The 26,585-nt window shown below is 31.2% G+C and carries 27 protein-coding genes; 15 read left to right on the top strand and 12 right to left on the bottom strand.

The annotated features are described in order from the left end of the window. Nucleotides 1-109: 109 nt before the first annotated feature. The 8 genes from hemF to hemA form a co-directional block, all read right to left on the bottom strand. The gene (hemF, locus tag FHR24_RS09275; protein WP_167187393.1) at nt 110-1,012 is read right to left on the bottom strand and encodes an oxygen-dependent coproporphyrinogen oxidase; all 903 of its coding nucleotides are present in this window, start codon (nt 1,010-1,012) and stop codon (nt 110-112) included. A gap of 70 nt (nt 1,013-1,082) precedes the next feature. Then, complete coding sequence (gene hemE / locus FHR24_RS09270) at nt 1,083-2,108, bottom strand: uroporphyrinogen decarboxylase (protein WP_167187390.1); 1,026 nt, start codon at nt 2,106-2,108, stop codon at nt 1,083-1,085. Nucleotides 2,109-2,160: 52 nt separating this feature from the next. Then, nucleotides 2,161-2,286: a four helix bundle protein gene (locus tag FHR24_RS15725; protein ID WP_317166199.1), complete on the bottom strand. Its 126-nt coding sequence runs from the start codon at nt 2,284-2,286 to the stop codon at nt 2,161-2,163. A 46-nt stretch (nt 2,287-2,332) separates the two neighbouring features. Next, on the bottom strand, nt 2,333-2,512 hold the full coding sequence (locus FHR24_RS15720; RefSeq protein ID WP_262886527.1) for a four helix bundle protein: 180 nt from the start codon (nt 2,510-2,512) through the stop codon (nt 2,333-2,335). A 60-nt stretch (nt 2,513-2,572) separates the two neighbouring features. Next, nucleotides 2,573-3,862 carry a glutamate-1-semialdehyde 2,1-aminomutase gene (hemL, locus tag FHR24_RS09260; RefSeq protein ID WP_167187385.1) on the bottom strand — a complete coding sequence of 430 codons (1,290 nt, stop codon included), beginning with the start codon at nt 3,860-3,862 and terminating at the stop codon, nt 2,573-2,575. A 16-nt stretch (nt 3,863-3,878) separates the two neighbouring features. After that, nucleotides 3,879-4,550: a uroporphyrinogen-III synthase gene (locus FHR24_RS09255; RefSeq protein WP_167187382.1), complete on the bottom strand. Its 672-nt coding sequence runs from the start codon at nt 4,548-4,550 to the stop codon at nt 3,879-3,881. Nucleotides 4,551-4,608: 58 nt separating this feature from the next. Further along, nucleotides 4,609-5,529 (bottom strand): hydroxymethylbilane synthase, encoded by a 921-nt coding sequence (gene hemC / locus FHR24_RS09250; protein WP_167187379.1) that lies wholly within the window; start codon nt 5,527-5,529, stop codon nt 4,609-4,611. Between the two features lie 7 nt (nt 5,530-5,536). Then, nucleotides 5,537-6,781 carry a glutamyl-tRNA reductase gene (hemA, locus tag FHR24_RS09245; protein WP_167187376.1) on the bottom strand — a complete coding sequence of 415 codons (1,245 nt, stop codon included), beginning with the start codon at nt 6,779-6,781 and terminating at the stop codon, nt 5,537-5,539. Nucleotides 6,782-7,051: 270 nt separating this feature from the next. Between hemA and FHR24_RS09240 the strand changes: the two genes are divergently transcribed. The 4 genes from FHR24_RS09240 to FHR24_RS09225 are packed head-to-tail and all read left to right on the top strand — an operon-like array spanning nt 7,052 to nt 10,060. Continuing rightward, the gene (locus FHR24_RS09240; protein ID WP_167187372.1) at nt 7,052-7,957 is read left to right on the top strand and encodes a helix-turn-helix domain-containing protein; all 906 of its coding nucleotides are present in this window, start codon (nt 7,052-7,054) and stop codon (nt 7,955-7,957) included. Continuing rightward, nucleotides 7,958-8,470: a TrmH family RNA methyltransferase gene (locus FHR24_RS09235; protein ID WP_167187369.1), complete on the top strand. Its 513-nt coding sequence runs from the start codon at nt 7,958-7,960 to the stop codon at nt 8,468-8,470. It abuts the gene before it with no gap. A gap of 11 nt (nt 8,471-8,481) precedes the next feature. Beyond that, the gene (gene hemH, locus FHR24_RS09230; RefSeq protein WP_167187367.1) at nt 8,482-9,498 is read left to right on the top strand and encodes a ferrochelatase; all 1,017 of its coding nucleotides are present in this window, start codon (nt 8,482-8,484) and stop codon (nt 9,496-9,498) included. Nucleotide 9,499: 1 nt separating this feature from the next. Further along, a complete protein-coding gene (locus FHR24_RS09225) occupies nt 9,500-10,060 on the top strand; it encodes a CopD family protein (RefSeq protein ID WP_167187364.1) in 561 nt (186 codons plus the stop codon). A gap of 34 nt (nt 10,061-10,094) precedes the next feature. On the opposite strand, the gene FHR24_RS09220 is transcribed toward FHR24_RS09225, so the two are convergent. Then, complete coding sequence (locus FHR24_RS09220) at nt 10,095-11,228, bottom strand: glycosyltransferase family 2 protein (RefSeq protein WP_167187361.1); 1,134 nt, start codon at nt 11,226-11,228, stop codon at nt 10,095-10,097. 310 nt (nt 11,229-11,538) lie between these two features. Between FHR24_RS09220 and FHR24_RS09215 the strand changes: the two genes are divergently transcribed. Beyond that, nucleotides 11,539-13,002 carry a circularly permuted type 2 ATP-grasp protein gene (locus tag FHR24_RS09215; protein WP_167187359.1) on the top strand — a complete coding sequence of 488 codons (1,464 nt, stop codon included), beginning with the start codon at nt 11,539-11,541 and terminating at the stop codon, nt 13,000-13,002. A gap of 4 nt (nt 13,003-13,006) precedes the next feature. Continuing rightward, a complete protein-coding gene (locus FHR24_RS09210) occupies nt 13,007-13,936 on the top strand; it encodes an alpha-E domain-containing protein (protein WP_167187356.1) in 930 nt (309 codons plus the stop codon). Between the two features lie 79 nt (nt 13,937-14,015). Here the strand turns inward: FHR24_RS09210 and FHR24_RS09205 are convergent, their stop codons facing one another. Both FHR24_RS09205 and FHR24_RS09200 read right to left on the bottom strand, forming a co-directional pair. Further along, on the bottom strand, nt 14,016-15,422 hold the full coding sequence (locus FHR24_RS09205) for an ArnT family glycosyltransferase (protein WP_167187353.1): 1,407 nt from the start codon (nt 15,420-15,422) through the stop codon (nt 14,016-14,018). A 4-nt stretch (nt 15,423-15,426) separates the two neighbouring features. Then, nucleotides 15,427-16,179, bottom strand: a complete 753-nt coding sequence (locus tag FHR24_RS09200; protein ID WP_167187349.1) for a glycosyltransferase — start codon at nt 16,177-16,179, stop codon at nt 15,427-15,429. A 233-nt stretch (nt 16,180-16,412) separates the two neighbouring features. Between FHR24_RS09200 and trxB the strand changes: the two genes are divergently transcribed. The 9 genes from trxB (at nt 16,413) to FHR24_RS09155 (ending at nt 25,815) form a co-directional block, all read left to right on the top strand. Then, entirely contained in the window at nt 16,413-17,360 is a 948-nt protein-coding gene (gene trxB, locus FHR24_RS09195; protein ID WP_167187346.1) for a thioredoxin-disulfide reductase, read from the top strand. 132 nt (nt 17,361-17,492) lie between these two features. Then, nucleotides 17,493-18,212, top strand: a complete 720-nt coding sequence (locus tag FHR24_RS09190; RefSeq protein WP_167187343.1) for an NYN domain-containing protein — start codon at nt 17,493-17,495, stop codon at nt 18,210-18,212. A gap of 49 nt (nt 18,213-18,261) precedes the next feature. Continuing rightward, nucleotides 18,262-19,293, top strand: coding sequence for an agmatine deiminase family protein (locus FHR24_RS09185; RefSeq protein WP_167187340.1), 1,032 nt, complete (start codon nt 18,262-18,264; stop codon nt 19,291-19,293). 30 nt (nt 19,294-19,323) lie between these two features. After that, nucleotides 19,324-20,208: a carbon-nitrogen hydrolase gene (locus FHR24_RS09180; RefSeq protein WP_167187337.1), complete on the top strand. Its 885-nt coding sequence runs from the start codon at nt 19,324-19,326 to the stop codon at nt 20,206-20,208. Nucleotides 20,209-20,433: 225 nt separating this feature from the next. Next, a complete protein-coding gene (locus FHR24_RS09175) occupies nt 20,434-21,717 on the top strand; it encodes a chloride channel protein (protein WP_208412322.1) in 1,284 nt (427 codons plus the stop codon). A gap of 126 nt (nt 21,718-21,843) precedes the next feature. After that, nucleotides 21,844-23,037, top strand: coding sequence for a saccharopine dehydrogenase family protein (locus tag FHR24_RS09170; RefSeq protein WP_167187334.1), 1,194 nt, complete (start codon nt 21,844-21,846; stop codon nt 23,035-23,037). Between the two features lie 75 nt (nt 23,038-23,112). Then, nucleotides 23,113-24,252, top strand: a complete 1,140-nt coding sequence (gene nspC, locus FHR24_RS09165; protein WP_167187332.1) for a carboxynorspermidine decarboxylase — start codon at nt 23,113-23,115, stop codon at nt 24,250-24,252. A 108-nt stretch (nt 24,253-24,360) separates the two neighbouring features. Further along, a complete protein-coding gene (locus FHR24_RS09160) occupies nt 24,361-24,552 on the top strand; it encodes a cold-shock protein (RefSeq protein WP_167187329.1) in 192 nt (63 codons plus the stop codon). Between the two features lie 150 nt (nt 24,553-24,702). Then, on the top strand, nt 24,703-25,815 hold the full coding sequence (locus tag FHR24_RS09155; RefSeq protein ID WP_167187326.1) for a PAS domain-containing sensor histidine kinase: 1,113 nt from the start codon (nt 24,703-24,705) through the stop codon (nt 25,813-25,815). 1 nt (nt 25,816) lies between these two features. Here FHR24_RS09155 and FHR24_RS09150 read toward each other — a convergent pair whose 3' ends face one another. Continuing rightward, nucleotides 25,817-26,326, bottom strand: a complete 510-nt coding sequence (locus FHR24_RS09150; RefSeq protein ID WP_167187323.1) for a flavodoxin — start codon at nt 26,324-26,326, stop codon at nt 25,817-25,819. Nucleotides 26,327-26,585: the final 259 nt, after the last annotated feature.

Below are 26,585 nucleotides of genomic sequence, written 5' to 3'. Positions count from 1 at the left end.
TTATATATTATTCAATAAAAACAACACTAAATCGCCATATAAGACACAATCCATGACTTAAATTTATATTTATTCATAAAAAAAGCCTCATCTTTCGATAAGGCTTTTTTTATATCCATTTTTTTGGTTTCATTAAAACTTTGATGAGTTTTTCTTCCCAACTGTTTTTTTTAGGTTCGTGACAATAATGCCATTGTACATGTGGAGGTAAACTCATTAAAATAGATTCTATTCTACCGTTGGTTTTTAATCCAAACAAAGTTCCTCTGTCATGTACCAAATTGAATTCTACATAACGACCTCTGCGAACTTCTTGCCAGTCTCTTTGTTCTTTGGTATATGTTAATTTTTTTCGTTTTTCTACAATGGGTACATAACTTTCTAAAAAGCTATTCCCTACTTCAGTTACAAAATTGTACCATTGCTCTAAGGACATCCCTTCTGTAGGTTTGCAATAGTCAAAAAACAAACCACCAATACCTCTAGCTTCGTTTCTGTGATCATTCCAAAAATAATCATCACATTTCTTTTTATATAAAGGATAAAATTCAGTGTTATGTTTATCACAAGCGTTTTTACAAACGGTATGAAAATGGATTGCATCTTCATCAAACAAATAATAAGGAGTTAAATCTTGTCCTCCTCCAAACCATTGTGTAACAATTTCACCTGTTTCATCATACATTTCAAAATACCTCCAATTAGCATGAACTGTTGGCACCATTGGGTTTGTTGGATGTAAAACCAAACTCAATCCACAAGCATAAAAATTACCAGCTTCTACTCCAAATTGTTTACGCAAGGCTAATGGTAACTCTCCGTGAACAGAAGATATATTTACACCTCCTTTTTCGAATACTTTTCCGTTAGAAATCACACGAGTTCTACCTCCACCACCTTCTGGTCTATCCCATAAATCTTCTACAAATTTAGCTTCTCCATCTACAGTTTCTAATCCTGTACAGATGGTATCTTGTAAATTTTGTATGTACTTGTAAAATTGTTCTTTCATCTATCTAGTATTAAGTACAAAGTATATAGTACAGAATTAAAACTTAATATTCTGTACTTAGTACTAACTACTAATTCCCATATTCCTTAACTGCATCTATAAATGCACCTGCATTTTCTAATCCAATATTTGGTAAAATTCCGTGCCCTAAGTTTACAATGTACTTGTCTTTTCCAAAAGCATCAATCATTGTTTTTACTTGCTTTTTAATTTCAGCTGGTGGCGAAAACAAACGAGTAGGATCAAAATTACCTTGTAATGTAATTTTATCACCCGCTAATTTACGTGCCCACTCTGGAGTTATTGTCCAATCTACACCTAAAGCAGCTGCATTAGATTTAGACATTTCTTCTAGGGCAAACCAACATCCTTTTCCAAAAGCAATTACCGGAGCATCGTCTTTTAAAGCTTCAATAATTTGATTGATGTATTGCCAAGAAAACTCTTGATAATCTACCGGAGATAACATTCCTCCCCAAGAATCAAAAACCTGAACAGCATTTACACCTGCTTCTACTTTCTTTTTAAGATAAGCAATAGTCGTATCTGTAATTTTTTGTAATAATACATGAGCTGCTAAAGGTTGTGTAAAACAAAACTCTTTTGCTTTGTCAAAATTCTTTGACCCTTGTCCTTGAATACAATAACATAAAATTGTCCATGGCGAACCTGCAAATCCAATTAGCGGAATGTCATCATTCAACATTTGTTTGGTCAATTTAATAGCATCCATTACGTAACCTAACGTTTCATCAATATCTGGAACGATTACTTTTTCTACATCTTGCATGGTGCGAATAGGATTTGGCAACCAAGGTCCAATTCCATTTTTCATTTCCACCTCTATGTTCATCGCTTGCGGAATCACCAAAATATCCGAAAATAAAATAGCAGCATCCATTCCGTATCTACGGATAGGTTGTACTGTAATTTCTGCAGCCAATTCTGGAGTTTGACAACGTGTAAAAAAATCGTATTTCTTTTTTATTTCCTGAAACTCTGGCAAATAACGTCCAGCTTGTCTCATCATCCAAACAGGAGGTCTTTCTACAGATTCTCCTTTTAATGCTCTAAGGTATAAGTCGTTTTTAATCATATCTGGTAAAATGATTGTAGGTAAAAAGTAACAAGACTTTTATGTACAATTCTTATTTTAATGTTCTTCTAAAATTATATAACATTTTTTGAATCTGTTTTGTCTTACTCAACAGTTTTTCAAATTCTTCTTCTTTAATATACTTTAATTCAAAAGCAATAATTAATTGTGTTTCAATTTTGTAAGCAGAACCTACAGCAATTGTTATGAATCTAGCTAAATCTTTATTCGTTTCTTAAACCACATCCTTCTGCAATATTAGAGGGTATAGAAACCTCTGCTCTGTTCAATTGACTAGTCAATCCATATATTTCAGACTTTGGGAATAATTTTGTAATAGTATACACTTCTATACAAAAGTATTTTGAAACTTTCCAAATATTTAATTCTCTAAAATTATGCATTTATTCAATTTCTATCTTTTAATACAGATTTTTATACCTTTTACCTAAAGACTTTTTACTTTATAAGCTACCTACAACTTGCATAGAAGCATCAATAGCTTTTTCTAATTTTTTTAATTCTCTAATGGTTAAAGAAGAGGATAAAAACCATGCTTCAAATTGTGAAGGTGGTAAAAACACACCATTTTCAATCATTGCCCAAAAGAATTTAGCAAACTTTTTAGTATCCGACTTTTGTGCATCCGCAAAGTTTTTGATTTCATTACTTGCAAAAAACGGATTGATCATAGATCCAAATCTGTTAACTGTTAAATCTACCCCATATTTTTTTGCTGATGACAATAAAAATTCTTCAATTTTCTCAGCTACTAAATCAAACTTTTTATATGGGTTTTGTTTCTCTAATTCGGTTAATGTAGCAATACCCGCAGCCATTGCTATTGGGTTTCCAGACAATGTTCCTGCTTGGTACATACCTCCTAGCGGAGCTACATTTTCCATAATTTTGTTAGAAGCTCCATAGGCTCCTACCGGAAAACCACCTCCTATTACTTTTCCTAAACAAGTAATATCTGCTTGGATTCCTACTAACTCTTGTGCTCCCCCAAATTGAGAACGAAAACCAGTCATTACTTCATCACAAATTAACAACACTCCTCTTTCTTTGGTTAATTTTCTTAATCCTTTGATAAAATCATCACTGGGTTGTACCACTCCCATATTACCTGTTACAGGTTCTAAAATAACAGCAGCAACATCGTTGTATTTATCTAAATGAGCTTTTACACTTTCTAGATTGTTGTATTCAGAAATTAAAGTATTTTCTACTGCTTGTGACGGAACTCCTTTAGACCCTGGTAAACTTAAGGTAGCTAAACCAGAACCTGCTGCAACTAACATAGCATCCATATGCCCGTGATAACAACCCGAAAATTTTACAATTTTATCAAAACCGGTATGTGCCCTTGCCAATCGAATAGCACTCAACACGGCTTCGGTACCAGAATTTACAAAACGAACTTTATCCATTCCCGGAAAAGCATCACAAACTATTTTTGCTAATTTAATTTCTGCATTTGTTGAAGCTCCAAAAGAATATCCTTTTTTTAAAGCTCTAGTTACTGCTTTTTCTACTTTTTTATTTCTGTGCCCCAAAATCATAGGACCATAAGATAGAACTAGATCAATATACTTGTTACCATCTACATCTTTAATATAAGCACCTTTGGCTTTATCAATAAACAATGGATTTCCACCTACAGATGCAAAGGCTCTTACTGGAGAGTTCACTGCTCCTACTAGGTTTTCACATCCTTTTTTGTATAAAATTTCTGAATTTTTAAATTCCATAATACTTTTTATTGATCTATTTATCTTCTATTATTTCTTGCACTTTTTCTAAAACTCCTTCTACATTTTGAGTATCTGAGATGTAAACGTTCTCAAAATATTCAACAGCTTCTGTTGCTGTAGTAGCTCCAATGCAAATTACAGGAGTTACATTTATTTTGTTAGCCTTTATATAACTTTTTATACCTGATGGGCTATAAAACAAAATAGCATCAAAAGTCTCTTCTATTTTTTTAGGAATTAGCGTGGTATTGTATACTGTATACTCTGTTACTAAAACTCCGTTTTCTGCCATTATATTAGGCAAATCATCATTTTTTAAATTTCCACAAAACCAACTTATTTGTTTTAATAAATTAGTTTCTTTTAAAAATTTTTGAGTCAATACGTTTGCTAACTCTACAGCATTTTCTGCTACTATCGTTACATCTATTCCATATTTTTCTAGCAAAGATTGTGTTTTTGTTCCAACACAGTACACTGTTGTAAACCAATTGGCTTTATTTTGATGAATTTCAAATACTGAACGAACACTATTTGCACTTGTAAATACTGCATTTTCTATCATTTCGTCAATAACAAAACCATTTCCAAAAGAAATATCAATCATTGGAATTTCTTTTATCTCAAAACCTTTTAATAGATTTCGTTGACTTGGAGTTAGTATTTTGGTTGATAGAATTTTCATATTTCTTGTCAATACAATTTTTTCGTACGTTAAAAATTACTAGAGGCAACGATAATTGTTACTTTTTAATGACTTTTTTAATTTCTTTCATTAGAACATCTCCACCATTTGCTAAAATTTCTCTAGCACATTCTTTTCCTAATACTGTAGCATCTTTAATATTGGCTATTCTAAAAACTCCTTTTTGTTCTACTCCATCAATAGCACTTAACAAACCTTTAAATGCAACTTTGTCTTGTATTATTTCTGCATAACCACCAATAGGAGCTGTACATCCCCCTTCTAATGTACTCATAAAATCACGCTCAATACCTACACACAAAGCAGTTTCTTTGTGGTGTAATTGGGCACAAGCTTCTAAAACTTCTGGTTGAGAATCTAAAGCCGTAATCATAATAGCTCCTTGCGCAGGTGCAGGAATCATCCAATCTAATACCAAATGATTGCTAGGTAATAAATTAATACGTTCTAAACCTGCTTTGGCAAAAATAGCTCCGTTCCAATTATTGTCTTCTAACTTTTGCAATCTAGTATTTACGTTTCCTCGTAAATCTGTTAAATTATGTGTAGGATATTTATGTAACCATTGGGCTGTTCTTCGTAAGCTTCCTGTTGCAATGGTTGCATTGTCTGCTATTAATTCCTCTTCAGTTCCTTTATAAACAATTACATCGTGTACATCGGCTCTTTTTAAAACAGCAGCTTGTACTATTGTTTCTGGCAATTGTGTAGGAACATCTTTTAGAGAGTGAACGGCAATATCTATTTGTCCGCGTAGCATTGCTACATCTAGTGTTTTTGTAAACACTCCCATACTCCCAATTTGATGTAATGGTATGTCTAAAATTTCATCACCTACCGAAGATAATTCTACAATTTCTGTTTGATAATCTAATTTTTCTAATTGACCTTGGACTAGGTAAGCTTGCCATAAAGCTAACTCGCTGTTTCTTGTACCTATTCTAATGATTTTACTCATGTAGTTTTTATAAAGTAGAGTTAAAAATTTTACTCACAATTTCTATACTCTGGTCTACAGATGTATTTTCATCTTTAAGATGTTTTACAAATTGTGTTGTGATTTTTTGAATAATCCTAGAAGTGATTTGCTCTGCGTGTTCTGCATTAAAACCATCTATCTTTTTTTGATGAAAATTAATTTCATCTTCTTGAATAGACTGTAGGGATATTTTTAATGCATTTACTGCTGGAGTAAATTTTCTATGGTCTAACCAATAGGCAAAATCTTGTTTGTGCTTATTGATTATTTTTTGTGCTTTTGGAATTTCAGTTTGTCTTCTTTCTAGTGTTTTGTCTGTTATTTTAGACAATTCATCCACATTAATTAAGGTAACATTGTCAAAAGATTTTATTTCTTTAGCAACGTTTTCTGGCATCGATAAATCTAAAATCAATAACCTTTTATCTTTCTTAATATTTTTAGCGGTAATGGTTGGTAACTCTGCCCCTGTGGATACTATTAAAATTTCAGCATCTTCTATTTCTACCTCTAAGTTCTCAAAAGTATTGATAGCCACATTTTCATGTGTATCTGCAAATTCTAAAGCTTTAGAATGGGTTCTGTTTATTAAATGAATATTTGTATTATGGGTATACTTCAGTAAGTTTTTACATGCGTTTTTACCAATTTCTCCCAAACCATATACCAACACTCTTTTAGAGTTATAGTTATCTACATTGTCAATAATATATTGTGTGGCGGCATAGGCTACAGAGGTTGTTCCAGAACTTAACTCCGTATTATTTTTAACATCTTTACTTGCTTGTAATACAGAATTCATCAACCTTTCTAAATAGGTATTTATGGTTCCATATTTTTGAGCTAATTGATAAGCTTGCTTTAATTGTCCTACAATTTCGTAATCTCCTAAAATTTGACTTTCTAATCCTGTTCCAATATTAAACAAGTGTTGAATTGCTTCTGAACCTTTAAATATGTTAGAAAACCTTACAAACTCTTCTACTGTTCCATTTGAATGTTCACAAAGCAAACTAATCAATTCAAACGGATGTTTTGCAAATCCTGTAATTTCTGTTCTGTTACAAGTAGAAACTACCATTACTCCATCAATCCCCTTAGACCTAGCATCTTTAAGTAAGGTAATTTGTTTTTGTTTTGACAAGCTAAAGGCACTACGTGTTTCCACATCTGCCTTTTTATAACTCACTCCAACATTGTAGAGTTTCGTTCCTATTTGTTTATTATTCATATGTTCACACACCATAAGTATCGGCAAAAGTACTCTCAATATTTTTTTAATAATATCGATTAAAGGACTATAAACAACCCTCTAAGGTTTTTACCCTAATTTAAATTAATTACAAATAAGTTAAAACACAGAGGAAATCAAGTAAAATATGACAATAATCATATTATAAATCGTTAAATCACTAGGTTTAAAAAAAACATACCAAACCTAGTTTTTTTACCTTTTTAATGTAATTTTGTAAGAGTATTGATAAAAAATAGCGATAAAAAAATGCAACTTTTCAACCCAAAAAAATATCAAAACATCGATAGAAGTACTCCTATACTTATTGATGAAAACAATCTATTTTCGTTATTAACATTAAGCAACAACACTACTGATAATCAACACCCTATATTTAAAACCAAACACAATTACATTCAATTATTTTTTAATTTAAAAGAAACATCAACAGTTGCATTTAATATGGAACATTGTGCTATTGAATTAAAAAATAACGAATCTGGAATGGTTTATTTTAACGAAGAGGAAACTAATATTTTGTTTAACCTAGCTCCAGATTCAGAAATAATAGCCATGCTTATACCCGTACAGTATTTTCATTCGTTATTTACTACCGAAGAAAACTACTTATTAAATTTTGACAATTTTGTAATAGGAAAACCTATTATAGAAACCAAAGCAACTACTCCTGCTCAGCAAGTGGTCCTACACCAAATATCTAAAAAACCAGACAATTCTCCTCTAAACAATTTGTTTTTAAAAGCCAAAGCTTATGAATTGTTTAGCTTATATTTTAGCAATACAGAAGATAACAGTAGTGATAATTGTCCGTTTATTTCTAACGAAGATACCATGGCACAGTTAAAAAAAGCCAAAGATATTGTTATAGAAAATATGGCTGATCCTCCTTCTTTAGATGAGTTAGCTAAAATGGTAGGATTAAATATTAAAAAATTGAAACAGGGTTTTAAAGAAGTTTATGGTACTCCTGTTTTTACTTTTTTACTAAACTATAAATTAGAGTTTTCAAAAAAATTATTATTAGAAAACAAGCTAAACGTTAACGAAATAGGGAACAAAGTTGGGTATAGTACTTCTAGTCATTTTATTGCTGCCTTTAAAAGAAAGTTTGGTATTACTCCTAAACAATTTACCAAACAAAACAATGCGTAAATGGAACAACTAAATCATATTAAAGTTAAAAACACCCAAAAAAGTTTTCCTATAGTTGTTGTTGGAGAGGAATTAAGAACTCCTCAAAACGTAGGAATGAGTATGAGAACTTCCGAGGCTTTTGGTGTTTCTGCTTTTTACCTAAACAGTAACTCTCCAGACACCAGTAACAGACTGGTGCAAAGAACAGCAAGAAACACAGACAAAACACTTACTATTTTTAGTTATGATAATATTATTTCTCTACTTACAAAACTAAAAGAAGAAGAGTATCAAATTATCGCCCTAGAAATTACCGATACTAGTAAAAACATACATGATTATAATTTTACAACACATGCTAAAATAGCTTTGCTAATTGGTTCAGAACGATTTGGAATTAATAAAGAAGCCTTAAAAATGTGCGATGATAGCGTTCATATTCCAATGTATGGCAACAACTCATCTATGAATGTTGTGAATAGTCTAAGTGTTAGCTTGTACGAAATAACCAAACAATTAAACAACAAATAAGTCCTATTAACATGAAAGGAATATTATTAGTAAACTTAGGATCACCAAACAGCACATCAGTAAAAGATGTTCGCAACTATTTAGATGAATTTTTAATGGACAGTCGTGTAATAGACGTTCCTTATATTACGAGATGCTTATTAGTAAAGGGAATTATACTAAACACTAGACCTAAACAATCTGCCAAAGCTTATAGTAAAGTTTGGACAAACGAAGGTTCTCCTTTAATTGTAATTTCTAAAAAATTCACAAAAAAAGTAAAAGCCAATGTAGAAGCTCCTGTAGCTTTAGCAATGAGATACGGAACCCCTTCTATTGAAACAGGGATTACAGAATTGGTCAATCAAGGAGTTGATGATATTTTAATCATTCCTTTGTATCCTCAGTTTGCTATGGCAACAACAGAAACTATTGTTGTGTTGGCAAAACAAATTATTAAAGACAAGTTTCCTAATATAAAACTAACAGACTTACCTGCTTTTTACAATCAGCCAGAATATATTGATGTACTTTCTAAAAGTATTCAGGAAGAATTAAAAAAAGAAGAATTTGATCACCTGTTATTTTCATACCACGGAGTACCAGAAAGACATATTAAAAATTCTGATGTTACAGGAAATCATTGTAGTTTAAACGGTGAGTGTTGCAACACCACATCCGAAGCACATGCTTTTTGTTACAGGCACCAATGTTATGAAACCACAAAACAAGTGGTTAACAAACTTGGTTTACAACCTGGTTTTTATAGCACCTCTTTTCAATCTAGACTAGGAAAAGATCCTTGGTTACAACCTTATACAGATACCACTATTAACGATAGAGCACAAAACGGAATTAAAAAACTAGCCGTTGTTACTCCTGCTTTTGTTGCCGATTGTTTAGAAACTATTGAAGAAATTGGAATGGAAGCTAAAGAAGAATTTGAAGAAAACACAGGTAAAGTTTTTAAAACCATTCCCTGTTTAAACGATAGAGATGACTGGGTAAATGTGGTTAGCAACTGGATTACTAATTGGTTACATAAATAATATGGAATATTTATACATAAAATCGCTACACATTATTTTTGTAGTTACTTGGTTTGCTGGGTTGTTTTATATGGTTAGACTATTTATCTACCATAAAGAGGCAGAAGACAAAGAAGAAACTGCTAGATATATTTTACAGCAACAATATAAGTTAATGGAAAAAAGGCTTTGGTATATTATTACATGGCCTTCTGCTATTATTACTGCTTTAACAGCTGGTTACTTATTATATCTCTCTCCTGGTTTTTTAACCCAAAGTTGGATGTGGGTAAAACTAGCTTTTGTAGCTGCTTTGTTTATTTATCAAATTTTATGTCATAAAATTTTTAAACAATTACAAAATAATGTTTGCAAATACTCTACTATGCAATTGCGCTTGTGGAATGAAGTAGCTACTATTATATTATTTGCTGTGGTCTTTTTAGTGGTTCTAAAAAATGCAATTACTTGGGTTTGGGGAGTAATTGGAATCTTGCTTGTTTCTGTAATATTAATGCTTATGGTTAAGGTTTATAAAAAACTAAGAGCCAAAAAAAGCTGGGATGAAAATGATAAAAATTAATAAAAAAAGACGATATTAAACACATCGTCTTTTTTTATTTTAAGTAAATAACCTCTCCTCTTCCATCAGAAGAATTACTTCCTATTAAAAAGTTAGTTGAATTAGGCAGTATTTTAAACAATACTTTATGAAACCTATGTGTAGCAATCTGGTTGATAATTTCATGATAAGACATTGATTTTTCTTCAAACCAAATCTCTTCTATTTCATATTCCCTTATATACTCCTCTAGTTTAATCAACTCAGTACACGTTATTTTTTTTATTTTTTTGTTTAATTGTAAATCAACATTAATGTCTCTATTCCCAACAAACAAAATTCTGGTTGTATCTTCTGTTAATATTGTAGAATTTGACAATTGAAAATATTTTATCAAAAACCACATTTTAACCCCTAATCTCATGACTAAGAAATCGATACCAGTAAATTTAAAGTGTTTTTTATAAAAAATATTCATAGCACCATAAAAGTGTCTTAAATACTTTACATCTTTTCTTGTACTTTCTCCTTTGTAATGAATCACGACAGATTTACCGTAATAATAATTAGTATATCCTTTTTTAGTTAGCTTGTAACTTAAATCAACATCCTCACCATACATAAAATAGTCCTCATCAAAACCACCAACTTCAAGATATCGATCACGTTTCATTAACATAAACGCACCTACTAAAACTTCTATTTTACCAATTCCATCCTTTGTTAAATAAGTAGAATAATAACCTGATTTTTTTAAACCTATCATTCTACCAAAAGATTTTTTTGGTGTAGGCAAGCCTCTTTTACTTTCAGACAAAAACACTCCTGTACCATCAACTAGTCGTACTCCCAAGGCCCCTAAATCTTTCTGTTTGTCTGCAAAAGGTAAAACCTCTTTAAAAAGGTGCTCTCCTACAACGGTGTCTGGGTTTAGAATTAAAACATACTCTCCTTTGGCAATAGCAACCCCTTGATTGTTGGCTTTAGAAAAACCAACATTCTTTGTGTTTTTTATTAAAATGGTTTCAGGAAACAAGTTTTCAATCATCTCACAACTATCATCTCTAGATATATTGTCTACAACAATCACCTCTGCATCAACATCTTTAATTGCCTTGTAAACACTCAGTAAACACTGGTGTAAAAAATAACGAACATTATAGTTTACAATAACTATGGATACTTTCATGAATAGTATTAGGTATGAATTCTTTTGATTATAAAAATCGAATATATAAAATATATCTAGTATTAAATGTAGATAAAAACACTTTGTTATATATTACCCACTACAAACCGATGTATTTAAAACAATTAACTATATCTTTATTTTAAAGACTCTTTATACAAAATTAACATGGAGTCAACAACATGTTGTTAATTAACGTTCTATTAAAATAAATCAAATTAAAAACTGCGATAAACCATAAAAAAATAATATTATAGTTATTCTTTCGCAAATAAAAAGAATGTAATTTAACATCATTAAAACAAAATGAATGGATAAGAAGAACATCTTACCTATCTTCTCTTCATATCATATGGAGTCTACTTTTTATGATGAAGTGTTTAAAGGTAAAAATGAGATTAGAGATACTTATAAAAAGTTATTTCAACTATTTAACGAGTATCAAGTTGAAGATTTTGAATTATTAAATGAAAAAGCTAAAGTTTCTTTTTTAAACCAAGGAATTACTTTCCAAGTTTATGACAAGACAACTACCGAAAAAGTCTTTCCTTTTGATTTATTCCCTAAAATTATTACCGCAAATGAATGGGAGCATGTAGAAAGTGGTGCTTTACAAAGAAGTAAAGCTTTAAACTTATTTTTACATGATTTATACCACAAAAAACAAATTATTAAAGATGGAATTGTTCCTCTTGATTTGATTAATAGTTCTGAAAACTATTTAAAACAAATGGAAGGTATAGAACCTTCTGGTGGAATATACAATCATATATCTGGTACAGATGTCATCAAACATTCCGATGGAGAATACTATGTTTTAGAAGACAATATTAGATGTCCTTCTGGTGTTAGTTATGTAGTAAGCAACAGAGTAGCCACCAAAAGAGCTTTGTTTGGTGTGTTTAACAATTACCCCACACATTCTGTTTCTAATTATTCAGAAAATTTACTAGACATTATGCAATCTGTAAAACCCGCGGGAGTAGACATTCCTGTGTGTGTTGTGATTACTCCTGGTATTTTTAATTCAGCCTACTACGAACATTCTTTTTTAGCAAAATCAATGGGAATAGAATTGGTTGAAGGTAGAGATTTGTTTGTAGAAAACGATTTTGTATACATGAAAACCATCTATGGTCCTGTAAAAGTAGATGTGGTTTACAGAAGAATTGACGATGCTTTTTTAGATCCAAAAGCATTTAAACCTGATTCTGTTTTAGGTGTACCTGGTATTTTTGAAGCTTACAGAAAAGGAAACGTAACCTTAGTAAATGCTCCAGGAACTGGAGTGGCAGATGATAAGGCTATATATACTTATATGCCACAAATTATTAAATATTACTTAGACGAAGAACCTATTCTAAACAACGTACACACCTATCATTGTAGCAGACCAAAAGAACTAGATTATGTTTTAAACAACATAGATAAATTAGTAGTAAAGCCTGTTGATGAATCTGGTGGATATGGTATTTCTATTGGAAGTAAATTAACCAAAGAAGAAATTGAAAAGGTTAAAACAGTTATAAAAGCATCTCCTCGTAAATACATTGCCCAACCAATTATGGCATTATCTACACACGCTACATACATAGAAGAAGAAAAATCTTTTGAACCTAGACATATAGATCTAAGAACTTTTACTCTTTTAGGAAAAGACAAAAGTTTTGTGCTAAAAGGTGGGTTAACCCGTGTGGCATTAAAAAGAGGAAATTTAGTAGTAAACTCATCACAAGGTGGTGGATCTAAGGATACTTGGGTTTTAAAAAAATAAGCGAATGTTAGCAAGAGTAGCCGATAACTTATTCTGGATGGGAAGATACCTTGAAAGAACAGAACACATAGCAAGATTTGTAAATGTTAATTATTTTTCATCTTTAGATGCTCCTAATGAAACATCTCAATCTAGACAATTTGTATTAAACTCCATTTTAAGAATGGTAGATGACGATCCAGATGACAATGAATTTTTAGACGAAAGAACTGTTTTATATGACGTGGTTCTAAATCCAAAAAAAATGTTTTCTATTAAAAGCTGTTTTAGAATGGCTCGTGAAAACGCTTCTGGAGCAAGAGATTTAATTTCTAGTGAATTGTTTGAATCCATCAACAAACTACATCATTATATTAGTAATTATTCTGTTGATTTATTTTTAGAAAGAGGATTGGACGAATTTACTTCTAACATTTCTAAAGCAATTTCTACCATTAAAGGAAAAATTGTAACAACCATGATGCATAACGAAGTTTATTCTGTTGTTATGTTGGGAGTACAATTAGAAAGAGCTACAGATGTTATTAGAATAATTGACACAAAACATCAAGATGCAATAGCCACCAAACAAGAAACAGGTTATAGAACCAGTTATGAATGGACAACTTTGTTAAAAGGGCTTCAATCCTTTGATATGATGAAACGTTATTATAAAAAAGTACCAACAAGTAAGGATACCTTAGATTTTTTAATTCTAAATCCTGAATGTCCTAAATCTGTAATGAGTTGTTTAAACAGTGCCAAAGAAAATATTGATAAGCTTAGTAAAAAGAAAGAATTAGCTTCTTCTTTTCTAATTGGTAAAATTACAGCAGAATACAAATACAAATCTATTGATGAAATAGAAACTAGTTTTAATGATTACATTCAAGAAGTTATTGAAGAGTTAGCTAGTATTTGTACTTCTATAGAAAATGAACTTTTTAATCACTAGTCTTTATAACAAGAATTAGCGCATCAAAAAAGACAATTTAAATAATAAAAAAATCCAGTTACTACGTAACTGGATTTTTTTATTTATGAAACTCAAACAGTTGAGATTTTTTATTCTTGCCTACATAATTTAATTTTTCTTTTAACACAACTGGTATTGATTTATAATGAGAGTTTCTAGATAACAAATAAAAAGGGGTTCCTTTTTTAATAAGTAACTCTAAAGCATCTTTATCTTTAACAATTTTAATAGCTCCGTTTGTATAAAATTGAGAAGAATAAGACTTAAACTCCCAAGCATAAATAGAGAGTGACTTATCTTCTATATTGTTTAACAAATGCTTGTCTGTATTTTGCCAATTTCTATCTGTGTATAAAGTATTCATTCCTATAAATCCAATTACTAAAGCTATTGGAACAACAGCCGCTGTAACAAACCAACTTTTGTGTTTTTTAAAACTTTCAAAATAATGAAATACTAACAATCCTAAAGGGATAGTACAAGGCAATGTGTACGTATGTATTAAACTTTTAGAAACCGTAAAAAAGAAAGGAGTCCAAAGCATCCAAAGCCATAAAAAGGTAACCCATTCATTTTTAAAAACCTCTTTCTTTTTTTGTATTACTTTGGTTATAACAAACTGAATCCAAGGCATAGAAAATAAGATTAAAAATATCCAAATCATTCCTTTAGGTTGTTGTTTGGCAAATCCATATTTATCTCCTTTCCAACCAGATTCAAAAAAACGTTTGTAATGTTCTCCTACAAAAAAGTAATCTATAAAACCAGGAGTACTAATCTCAGCCAAATAATACCAACTAAAAGAAATTACAAAAGCCAATAACAAACCAGGAACCCATAATGCTTTTTTAAAAAACTCAACCAATTTACCCTTATAAAAGCAAGCCCAAATAAATAATGGAGGAACGGTTAATACTAAAACAATAGGTCCTTTAGACAACAAGCCTATAGCAACACCTAACCAACTTACCAGCTTCCAAATTATCGTATTATTTTCAGCCTGAATAGATTTCCAAAAACCAATCATTATAAAAGTGATCCCAACTAATAAAGAAGAATCCGTAGACACCACACCACTATGAATGTAATATTCTGGAATAGTTAATAACACCAAAGCCAATAAAAAACCTTGTTGTTTTGTATATTTTAACGCTTTTGCTACAAAAACTATTAATAGTATGTGTATTAAAAGAGAAGGGAATCTTGCCGCAAATTCATTTACTCCAAACACCTGAAAACTTAAAGCCGAAATCCATGTAGACATAGGGGGTTTTGCCCAAAAAGGAACTCCGTAATCTATTTGTGGAGTAACCCAATTACCTGTTTCATACATTATTCTTGCTATTTCTGCATACCTTGCCTCAGTTTTATCTAACAACGGTAACCAAGCATCTACTATAGCACGCAACAAAACCAATGCAAAAACAGATAACATTAAAGCATTTTTTTTTATAAAAGTCCCCATCTATTTATATCTTTTTATAAGCGTTATTAATTTTTAATAAATCTACCCAAAGCTTAAAAAAGTAACTCATCTTCACTTTAGAATCCCCTTTATCTATCCATTTATTTAACGGAATTTCTTTCATTTTTTCTACAGCTTGTTCTCTACTATATATTTTAATAATTCTAAAAAATATTTCTACATCAAACAACCATTTAGAAATAAAAGGCTTGTTAAATACTTTAATTCCTAGCTCTTTTGTAAACACTTTAATTCCACACTGGGTGTCGTAAACTCCTAATTTTAATACATTAGATATAAAAGTTGCAATAACTCTACCTGTAAAAAAACGAAAATAACTACGTTCTATTCTAGAGCCTAATTTTTTTATTCTGGAACCAAAAACAAAACTTAATTTTCCTTTTAACTTGTTACTTATTCGATAACATTCTTTTAAGGGAGTTGCCAAATCAGCATCTAAATAGGCTATTTTAGTATATTCTAAATTTTTAGCACAATAATTCATCCCCATTAATGTAGCACCTGCCTTTCCTTGATTTTTCACACAATCAAAAACAAAAATTTGAGAAGGGTTTTTAAGTTGATACTTATTTAAAATCTCTAAAGTATTGTCTGTAGATCCATCATTCACAAAACAAATAGCAACATCAGGATGATTCTTTAAAAAAGAAAAGAACTTTTTTTTACGAAGAGATTTAGATTCGTTATATGATGGAATCACAATAACTAAATCAAATAATTTTAAAGATGATGACATAAATTAATTTAACAAATGATCACAGAAAAACAACTGCTTAATGTTTTTTTAACATTTCTGTAAAAATAGAATTATTTATCAACAAAAGAAATGAATATTCTGGAAGCTTATAACATCATTATTCCTATAAATTTAATCAATAAAAGGATTATTAAAAGTTATAAACATTCCATGCAAATACCTGTAAAAATAAATTATTTTAGCGACTCATAAATTCTAAAACTCATAGGAATATGTCAGAAACTATTGAAAGAATTAAATGCTTGATCATTGGATCAGGTCCTGCAGGATATACTGCCGCTATATATGCATCTAGAGCAGATTTAAAACCCGTAATGTATACAGGTATGCAAATGGGGGGACAATTAACAACAACTACCGAAGTTGATAATTTTCCAGGGTACCCAGAAGGTACAGATGGTACTGCCATGATGGAAGATTTAAAGAAACAAGCAGAGCGTTTTGGAACAGAAGTTCGCTTTGGTTTGGCTACAGAAGTTAACTTTAGTGATAAAGTTGGTGGAATTCACAAAATTACCATTGATGGAACCAAAGAAATTGAAGCTGAAACTGTAATTATTACCACAGGTGCTACTGCAAAATATTTAGGTTTAGAAAGTGAAGAACGTTTAAAAGGTGGTGGAGTTTCTGCTTGTGCTACTTGTGATGGTTTCTTTTACCGCAAACAAGATGTAATTGTAGTTGGAGCTGGAGATACCGCTGCAGAAGAAGCTACTTACTTAGCCAATATTTGTAACAAAGTTACTATGTTGGTTAGAAAAGATCACATGAGAGCCTCTAAAGCCATGATTCATAGAGTAGAAAAAACCGAAAACATTGAAGTTTTATACAATTCAGAATTAGACGAAGTTTTAGGAGACAATGTTGTAGAAGGAGTTAGAGTGGTAAACAACCAAACACAAAACAAACACGAAATTGAAGTTACAGGTGTGTTTATTGCCATTGGTCACACTCCAAATACAGATATTTTTAACGGTCAGTTAGAAATGGACGAAACTGGATATTTAGTAACCAAAGGAAAATCTACCAAAACAAACAAGCCTGGAGTTTTTGCTGCCGGTGATGTTCAAGATCACGAATACAGACAAGCTGTTACCGCTGCAGGTACAGGCTGTATGGCTGCCTTAGATGCTGAAAGATATTTAGGAAGTTTAGAATAAACTTTTTTATCTCACATATTTTAAAGGCTATACATTTTTGTGTAGCCTTTTTTATTTGATAAGAATCAACCCTAATCGTTATTATTTTTCGTTGATTATCCTTAAATTCATAAAAATTAAACCTTAAAAAAAATGAGCTTAAATCTTGCTGTACTAATTGATGGAGACAATATTCCATCTGCACCTATTAAAGAAATGATGGAGGAAATGGCCAAGTACGGAAACCCCACTATTAAAAGAATTTATGGAGATTGGACCAAACCAAATTTAGGTAGCTGGAAAGAAGTATTACTAGAAAATGCGATTACTCCTATTCAACAATACGCATATACTTCTGGTAAAAACGCAACAGATTCTGCCATGATTATTGATGCTATGGACATTCTATATTCTGAAAAAGTAGATGGATTTTGTTTGGTTTCTAGCGATAGTGACTTTACAAAATTAGCAACCAGACTTAGAGAAGCAGCTATGTTGGTAATAGGAATTGGTGAAAAAAAGACCCCCACTCCGTTTATTGTTGCCTGTGATAAATTTATTTATATAGAAGTTTTAAGAAAAGACAAAAAAGAAACCAACAATACAAAAAGCAACAAAGAAGAACACGAAGTTATTACTCCAAAAATCATCAAATTGATAAAGAGTACTATTTCTGATGTTTCTGATGATGATGGTTGGGCTTTCTTAGGAGATGTAGGAAGTTTAATTCAGAAAAAAAGACCCAGTTTTGATTCTAGAAACTATGGTTTTGAAAAACTGACTCCAATGATGGATGCTATTGATGAGTTTGAAATTGAGAGACGAGAAACTCCTAAAAGCAGACACAAACTTATTTATGTAAAAAATAAATAATCATTAGTAAAAACAATTACATTTGCTCGGTTATTATTCATTTTAAATCATGCTAAAAAACAAACGGTTTCCTGCCGAATGGGAACCACAAAGTTTTGTACAATTTACCTTTCCACACCCAGAGAGTGACTGGGCTTATATGTACAACAAAGTAGTTATTTGTTTTATAAATATTATTGAAGCTACAGCTAATTTTCAACCTGTTCTGGTAGGTTGTTTTGACACTAAAATTGTTCAAAAACATTTTTATAAAAAGACAACATATCCTATTCATTTTGCAGAAATTATGTCTAATGATACTTGGGCAAGAGATCATGCTGCTATTACTATTTTAGAAGATGATAAACCTACCTTGTTAGATTTTACATTTAACGGTTGGGGACAAAAGTTCAGAGCCGATTTAGACAACAAAATCACACAAAATTTAGCTAATTCTGTTTTTAATAAATTAACGATTCAATCTCTCGATTTTGTTTTAGAAGGTGGAGCTATAGAATCTGACGGAGAAGGAACATTGTTAACAACAAGCGAATGCTTATTGTCTAAATTTCGTAATCCAAACCTTGATAAAAATCAAATTGAAACTTTTTTAAAACAAACTTTAGGACTCAAAAAAATTCTATGGTTAGATCATGGATATTTGGCTGGAGACGACACTGATTCTCATATTGATACCTTGGCAAGATTATGTGATCCAAACACTATTGCTTACGTGAAATGCGATGACCAAAATGACCAGCATTTTGAAGCTTTGCAAAAAATGGAGACTCAATTAAAAACATTCACCAATGCAAATAACCAACCTTATCAATTAATTGCTCTGCCTTGGCCAGATGCTTGTTTTGATAGTGATGGAGACCGTATACCCGCAACCTATGCTAACTTTTTAATCGTAAATGGAGGAGTCTTAGTTCCTACCTATAACGTTTCACAAGACAAAGAAGCTTTAGCTATTATTCAATCTATTTTTCCAACTAGAAAAGTAATTGGATTAGATTGTAAGCCATTAATAGATCAACACGGGTCTTTACATTGCATTAGTATGCAGTACCCAAAACAAGTAAAATTAAATATTTCTTAGTATTTTTATTTTAGTATTTAACATATCATCATGAGTAAATTAAACGTTGGAATTGTTCAACAATCTTGCACAACAAACAAACAAGATAATATCAATAAATCTATTGCAGGAATTAAGCAATGTGTTAAAAACGGTGCTGAATTAGTCGTTTTACAAGAATTACACACAGGTATATATTTCTGTCAAGCCGAAGAAGTAGAAATGTTTGAATGGGCAGAACCTTTTCCTGGTTCTTCTTACAATCAATTTTCTGCTATTGCTAAAGAATTAAATATTGTTTTAGTAACCTCTTTGTTCGAAAAAAGAGCTCCTGGAATTTACCATAATACAGCTGTAGTTTTTGAAAAAGATGGTACAGAAGCTGGTAGATATAGAAAAATGCACATTCCGGACGATCCTGCTTATTACGAAAAATTTTACTTTACTCCTGGCGATTTAGGCTTTACCCCTATACAAACATCTGTAGGTAAATTAGGTGTTTTAATTTGTTGGGATCAATGGTATCCAGAAGCTGCTAGATTAATGGCAATGGCAGGTGCCGAAGTTTTAATTTACCCAACCGCTATTGGTTACGAAAGTACTGATACTGATGAAGAAAAAACTCGTCAACGTGATGCTTGGATGATTTCTCAAAGAGGACACTCTGTTGCCAACGGATTGCCTGTGATTTCTGTGAATCGTGTTGGTTTTGAAAAAGATTGGACCAACGTTACCAAAGGAATTGAGTTTTGGGGAACTAGTTTTATAACAGGGCCACAAGGAGAAATTCTTTGGGAAGCAAATCAAAAAGATGAAATAAATAAAGTAATTACTATTGACAAGCAAAAAACAGAAGATGTTAGAAGAATTTGGCCTTTCTTTAGAGATCGTAGAATTGATGCTTATGGAGATCTAACCAAAAGATATATTGATTAATTTCTCCTTCAAAAACTAATCTTAGATAGGCTCAGAGACTGACAAGAAAGTTTTATACTGAGCTTATCTAATGTAAAACATAGTCCTAAACAAGCTTGTATTAACCGTTTTAAACACACCAAATTCAGTTAAAACAATCTACATATTACTATATAAGTTTTTACTATATCTATCTAATATTCTTTAATTCTTATACCTTTACAGCCTTAAAATTTTATTTTAATTATGAGAAAAAAAGTCATTAGAAAAGGATATTACAACTTAATTCTAAACTCTTTTTGGGTAGGTATACTAGCAACACTATTAGGGATTACCCTAAAAAAGGGAACCGCATATTTTGAAGAAAATATAATTGAAAAAACAGAACACATTTCTTTTTTATATTTTTTTCTACCCTCTATAGGAATTACTCTTATTTACTTTATTAGAAAATATTTTTTTAAAGGAAAACAAAACAAAGGAATCAAAGAGATTTTTAACACCCTTGAAGACAGAAAAGACGAACTCCCTTTTTACAAAATACCCTCACATTATATAAATGGATTTTTAACCGTAGTATTTGGAGGATCTACAGGAATAGAGGTTTCTACCGTAGTTGCAACGGCAGCAGTTGGCAGTACTATTTACAAAAAAGAGAAAGTAGCCAATGCTTATAAAACTGAATTAATTTGTGCAGGTGTTGCAGCGGGTATTACAACTTTATTTGGAAGTCCTATTGCAGGATTTTTATTTGCTATAGAAGTAATTTCACGCAAAATAAATAAAACCTTATTTTTAAGTTGTGCCATTTCTATTTCAATCGCACAAATATTTGTTGCCTTATTTGATCGTCAAAAACTTTTTAATTTTGAAGTATTTACATGGAATTACCAAGCTATCCCTTATATGATTTTATTGAGTATTATAGCGGCTATCATTGCTGTGTTTTTTACCAAATCTGTCATTTTTATCAAAGCTAAATTTGAAAAAATAAAAAACAATTTTATTCGAGTAAACACAGGAGCCCTATTATTAGGATTGGCTATTTTTATATTCCCTGCTTTTTATGGAGATAGCTATCATGCAATTCCAGAACTATTAACCCATCAAGAATACAAAACTCTATCGGTTGGTTTTATGCTATCCTTAATTGCCTTTGTTTTTTTTAAACCCATTGTAGCTTCTTTAACTTTAGGTGCTGGTGGTGATGGTGGTGTTTTTGCACCTAGCATTGTAACAGGTGCTGTTTTAGGAATATTTGTTGCCTTATTTTGCAACCATTTTTTTAACAGCCAATTAATTGTTTTAAACTTTGCCTTAATAGGAGCTGCCGCTATGCTAAGTGCTGCAATACACGCACCTTTAACAGCATTATTTTTAACGTGTAATATTGTAGACAATGGTTTTGCTCTTTTTATCCCGTTATTAATTGGTGTTTATATTGCAAAATACATTGCTTTATTTTTGTGTGATTACACTGTTTATACTTATCAAAAAAGAAACAAAAAATTAACTATTCAGTTAAAGTAATTATCAATTGATTATCAATAAAATAACAATCGTTTTTTCATCAAAAAAAAATGACTATTTTTAAGCGTAGTTTGAAAAAAAAATTACATTTGCGCAAAATTATAAATCAATTTAACAACATTAAAAATGTCTAAAGTTTTAATCATTGGTGCTGGTGGAGTTGGTAGCGTTGTTGCACAAAAGTGTGCTGCTTCTCCAGAAGTTTTTTCTGAAATTATGTTAGCAAGCAGAACAAAATCTAAATGTGATGCAATTGCTGCTTTAATTAAGAACAGAACAATACAAACCGCACAAGTGGATGCTGATAGCGTACCAGAATTGGTTGCGTTATTTAATGAGTTTCAACCTGAATTAGTAATCAACGTTGCATTGCCTTATCAGGATTTAACCATTATGGATGCTTGTTTAGAAACAGGTGTTAACTATTTAGATACTGCGAACTATGAGCCTAAAGATGAGGCTAAGTTTGAGTATAGCTGGCAGTGGGCTTATCAGGAGAAGTTTAAAGAAAAGGGATTAACAGCTATTTTAGGTTGTGGTTTTGACCCTGGTGTAACTAGTATATATACTGCTTATGCTGCAAAACATCACTTTGATGAAATTCATTATTTAGATATTGTAGATTGTAATGCAGGAGATCATGGTAAAGCATTTGCGACCAACTTTAATCCTGAGATTAACATCCGTGAGGTAACTCAAAAAGGACGTTATTGGGAAAATGGACAGTGGGTAGAAACACAGCCGCATGAAATTAAACAAGCGTTGAATTATCCAAACATTGGTCCTAAAAATTCTTATGTTATTTATCATGAGGAATTAGAATCATTGGTTAAAAACTTTCCAACCTTAAAACGTGCTCGTTTCTGGATGACTTTTGGTGATGAATATTTAACACACTTACGTGTCATTCAGAACATTGGTATGGCTAGTATTGAGCCTATTCTATATAAAGGAGTAGAAATTGTTCCTTTACAGTTTTTAAAAGAAACCTTACCTAAACCAGAAGAATTGGCGGATGGTTATACAGGAGAAACTTCTATTGGTTGTAGAATTAAAGGTATTAAAGACGGACAAGAAAAAACCTATTACGTTTGGAACAACTGTAAACATCAAGATGCTTTTGAAGAAACTTCTTCACAAGGAGTATCATTTACTACCGGAGTACCTGCTATGTTAGGAGCTATGATGTTTTTAACCGGTAAATGGAGAAAACCAGGAGTTTACAATGTAGAAGAATTCAATCCAGACCCATTTATGGAATTGATTGGTCAATACGGTTTGCCTTGGCAAGAAGAAATTAACGGTGATTTAGAATTATAATAAGTATTCAACACACTATAATATATAGGTAGTAAGTACTTCTTTAAACAGATACTTACTACCTTTTTTAATTTTATGATAGATTACAACAAAATCCCCAACTCTGCATATGTACTAGATGAGCAATTGTTACGTAACAATTTAGCTTTGATAAAAGATGTACAAGATAGGGCTGGAATAGAAATTATATTGGCTTTTAAAGGCTTTGCCATGTGGGGAGCTTTTCCTATTGTTCGTGAATATATTAAAGGAGCAACCGCAAGCTCTTTATACGAAGCTCGTTTGTGTTTTGAAGAAATGAAAACCAAAGCACATACTTATGCTGCTGCCTATGTTCCTGAGGAGTTTGCGGAATTGATGAGTTACAGTTCACATATTGTATTCAACTCTGTAGCACAGTTCAACAAATATTATGAACAAACTTTAACGGCTGGTCATAAAATTTCTTGCGGAATCAGAATCAATCCAGAACAAAGTGACGTGGAGGTAGATTTATACAATCCTAGTTCTCCAAAATCTAGATTAGGAGTCTTAAAAGATTTTATGCCCCAAGTTTTACCTAAAGGTGTAGAAGGATTACATTTCCATGTGTTGTGTGAGTCTGACTCTTATAGTTTAGAAAAAACGCTACTTGCATTAGAAACACGTTTTGGTGACTATTTACATCAAATCAAATGGATCAATATGGGTGGTGGTCATTTAATGACTCGTAAAGGCTATGACACAGAACATTTAATCAACCTATTAAGAGCATTTAAAGAAAAATACAACATTCATATTTTATTAGAGCCAGGTAGTGCTTTTGCATGGGAAACAGGAGTGTTAACCTCTCAGGTATTAGATATTGTACCTAGTAGAGGAGTTACCACTGCTTTGTTAGATATTTCTTTTACAGCTCACATGCCAGATACTTTAGAAATGCCTTACAGACCTAAAGTTGAAGGAGCTTCTTATCCAACAGAAAACAGTAAATATGTTTATCGATTGGGGGGAACAAGTTGTTTGGCAGGAGATTTTATGGAAGAATATGCTTTTGAAACTCCGTTAAATGTAGGAGATGTTGTTATATTTAAAGATATGATTCATTATACAATGGTAAAAACAACTCTGTTTAACGGTGTAAAACATCCTGATATTTGCATTTGGACAAAGGAACAAACCCTTAAAACGCTACGTAAATTCAATTATAACGATTATAAAAGTAGGTTGTCTTAACAACCATATGACTATCAAATAATTATATTTTAAAATAAATAAGATTTTATAGTATTGAATAATTAATTTAAACTACCTTGCGGTCTTTAAAAATATACATTTATTATTATGAGTAACGGTACAGTAAAGTTTTTCAACGATTCAAAAGGTTATGGTTTTATCACTCCAGAAGATGGAAGTAGAGATGTGTTTGTTCACATTAACGGATTAACTGATGAAATTGCAGAAGGAGACAAAGTTTCTTATGACGTTGAAGAAGGTCGTAAAGGATTAAACGCAGTAAACGTACAAGTTATCTAATTTGATTCCTTTACTATAAAGTTTAATTAAAAGCCTATCATTAATTTGATAGGCTTTTTTTTGGTTTAAAATAATCTGTTTCCAAAAATAAAAAGCTAAATTACAGACACATAAGTAAGTAAATTATATTTTTAATATAAAAGAAAGATGATGGAAACAAATAATATCCAAAATCTTCTAAATTCTGATTTTATTCATAATGCAATTATAGAACAGTCACCTACTGCAATAATTATCGCCACCGCCCCAAAAGTCGAAATTGTATATGCAAATAAAGCTGCTTGGAATTTTACAGGAGACAAAGCCCCCCTAACAAACAAGATGAAGATAGAATCTTGTAAGGCATATTACCCTAACGGGAAATTATATAGTTTTGACGAAATGCCAATTGTTAGATCTCTAACAACAGGTGAATTTGTTTGTGGAGAACAAGTTTTAGTAGAGTTTGATAACTCTGTCAAAAAATGGGCTTTAACCTACACACACCCCATTTCTAAAAACAATAAAATTATTGCTGCAATTGCTATTTTTTCGGACATAACAAATATTATCAATTCTAATACTGAACTAAAAGAAGCCAACAGAAATAAATTAAGAATTTTAGGAATTATTGCTCACGATTTAAAAACTCCTTTTAATGCATTGATCGGTTTTTCTGAATTATTAATAAACAGTCTTAAAAACAAAGATTTTGAAACTGCCGAAGAATATGCCCATATCATAAAGAACTCAGCTAAAACAGCCTACACAATGACAAATGATTTGATTGATTGGGCTTCTAACACAGCTTCAATAAGATACAATCAAACACCACTAAATGTTTTAAGTTTCATTCAAAAAATAACCCAACAATTACAAGCAAGTGCTATTAAAAAAAATATTCTTATAATTTTAAACGTTAATGCAACATTAAAAATTAGTTTTAATGAAAATGCCTTAGGAATTGCATTGCGAAACATACTAAGCAACGCAATTAAATTTTCTTACAATAACAGCACTATAAAGATTGATGTTAAAAATCAAGATACTGAAACTATATTTTCTATTGCGGATTATGGAGTTGGTATTCCTGAAAAAAGAAAAAAAACAATACTTGTCAATCCTAAATCTAACCATAGTACCGTTGGAACCAACGGAGAAACAGGATCAGGTTTAGGCTTGTGCGTTACCAAAGAAATGATCCTTAAACACAAAGGTAAATTATGGGTAGAAAGTGAAATGAACAAGGGCACAACCTTTTATTTTTCTATACCAACACACTAAATTAGATAGCCTGCTTTACAATTGCAATCCACTTTTCTATTCTTTCCTCATTTAAATCAGACTCATTATCATTGTCTAGAGCCAAACCATAAAAATAATCTTTATCGTTAGGAATTATTGCTTTAGACTCTGTGTGTCTATACCCTTCTACAGGCCACTTACCAATAACCTCTCCTCCGTTTTCTAAAATTACTTCAGCCAACATCCCTACTCCATCAATAAAATACTCTGCATAACCTATTTGATCTCCTAAACCATATATAGCCACTTTTTTTCCTGTAAAGTCAATGGTTTTAAACTCATCAAAAAAGGTTTCCCAATCGCTTTGTAAATCTCCATCGTACCAAGTAGATAAACCTAAAAGGATAAAACTAAATTGATCAAAATCACTGGCCGATGCCTCTGATATTTCTTTCACTTCAACATCATCAAAAGCATCTACAATATCTTGTGTAAGCTCTTCGGTAATTCCCGTATCTGATCCAAAAAACAATCCAATTGGTGTGTTCATTCTTTTAATTTTTATGAATATAAACAACAAATATAAGTTATTTTTATTTATTCCAAATAAACAAAAAATAACCTATTGTTATAAATAATCAATAATAAATGTTGTTTTTAAAAAATAACTCATTAAAAACTGCTATCTATCAACAATCAATAATATAAGACTCAAAAACATTGATATTTTAGTAAAAATTCAATATTAAAAGATAAAAAGGTATTTTATTAAACTAATAGTTATTATATTTGATGTATAGAAATCAACT

The sequence above is a fragment of the Wenyingzhuangia heitensis genome (assembly GCF_011762155.1).
GTDB classification, from domain to species: Bacteria; Bacteroidota; Bacteroidia; order Flavobacteriales; family Flavobacteriaceae; genus Wenyingzhuangia; species Wenyingzhuangia heitensis.
Note: the sequence above shows the minus strand (reverse complement) of the source record. Positions and strands in the feature narration are given on the sequence as shown.